The following is a 1,278-nucleotide window of genomic DNA, read 5'->3' as shown; positions in this document are numbered from 1 at the left end:
CGCCGCGACCAAGGTGGCGACTTCATCGGCGCTGATCGGCACATCCGGATCGGTGCCTTGATTCAAGTAGTAATTGCCTTCGGCATCGACCGAAGCGACCAACGGTGGGTTGGTATCTTTCGCTAATGGCTCGGCGGTCGCTTTAGGTAATTCAACCTTAACCCCTTGAGTAATCAGTGGTGCCGTCACCATGAAAATGATCAGCAACACCAACATCACGTCGATGTACGGCACCACGTTGATTTCTGCGACCGGCTTGCGGCGCTTACGTGGCATCACCATCATAGTGCGTCACCTTTTACAGTTTTAACGTTAGACAAGCTCTGGCGTTGTAAAATTGCGACAAACTCATCGATAAAGTTCATATACTGGTTATCGACTTTCTCAACACGATTGGTAAACCGGTTATAAGCAATTACCGCTGGGATGGCGGCAAATAGACCCATTGCTGTTGCGATAAGCGCTTCGGCGATACCCGGCGCAACCATCGCGAGGGTCGCTTGTTTGACGGCACCGAGTGCGATAAACGCGTTCATAATACCCCATACGGTACCGAACAAGCCGATATACGGACTGATAGAACCAATCGTTGCGAGGATACCGAGGTTAGCGTCGAGTTTTTCCAACTCACGGGCGTGGGCAACGCGCATGGCACGGAAAGCGCCTTCGACGCGTGTTTGTGAGTCGGCGTTGTCGTGATTACTGAGCCGCGCGAATTCTTTAAAACCGGCATGAAACAGCAGCTCCATGCCACGACTGTTCTTCGCACGAGCAGAAATTTCCTGATACAAGCGAGCGAGGTCGACACCCGACCAAAAGCGATCTTCAAATTTGAGCGCATCGCTGTGTGCTTGCCCGATGACTTTCTTGCGCTGAAAAATCAGTACCCAGCCCCATACGGACATTGCTAACAGCATCAGCATGACCAACTTAACTAATAGACTGGCCTGCAAAAACAAATCAATAAAGGACAATTCTGCTTCCACGCTAACTCACCTCTGCTTTTATCGCTTGTAAGATACTATCGGGTATTGCGACAGCTTTCATCGCGTCTTTGTCGACACATGCGGCTTTCACTCGCGCCTGACAATGTAATGTGCCATCGGCGCCCACGACTTGCTGAGTAAACACCAACGATGCTTTCTTGACCTGTTCGACCACGACCGTGACCGTCAGTTCAGCATTAAAACGCGCTGCTGCTTGCAAGTCGAGATCGACATGCCGCACTACGAAGGCTCTATTGTGATCTAACCAGCTATCCTGTTCAATCCCTAACGA

The 1,278-nt window shown here is 50.8% G+C and carries 3 protein-coding genes; all 3 read right to left on the bottom strand.

What is annotated here, in order from left to right; translation table 11 throughout:
- On the bottom strand, window positions 1–279 hold a 279-nt coding region (locus tag OS145_RS04155; RefSeq protein WP_165477448.1), incomplete at its 3' end, for a biopolymer transporter ExbD.
- A 2-nt stretch (window positions 280–281) separates the two neighbouring features.
- Window positions 282–986, bottom strand: a complete 705-nt coding sequence (gene tolQ / locus OS145_RS04150) for a protein TolQ (protein WP_006954942.1) — start codon at window positions 984–986, stop codon at window positions 282–284.
- A 1-nt stretch (window position 987) separates the two neighbouring features.
- Window positions 988–1,278 (bottom strand): acyl-CoA thioesterase (locus tag OS145_RS04145; RefSeq protein ID WP_006954941.1); only part of this gene is annotated, 291 nt, incomplete at its 5' end.

The sequence above is a fragment of the Idiomarina baltica OS145 genome, from assembly GCF_000152885.1.
Lineage (GTDB): Bacteria > Pseudomonadota > Gammaproteobacteria > Enterobacterales > Alteromonadaceae > Idiomarina > Idiomarina baltica.
The sequence above is the reverse complement of the archived record's forward strand: the minus strand, read 5'-3'. Positions and strand labels throughout refer to the sequence as shown.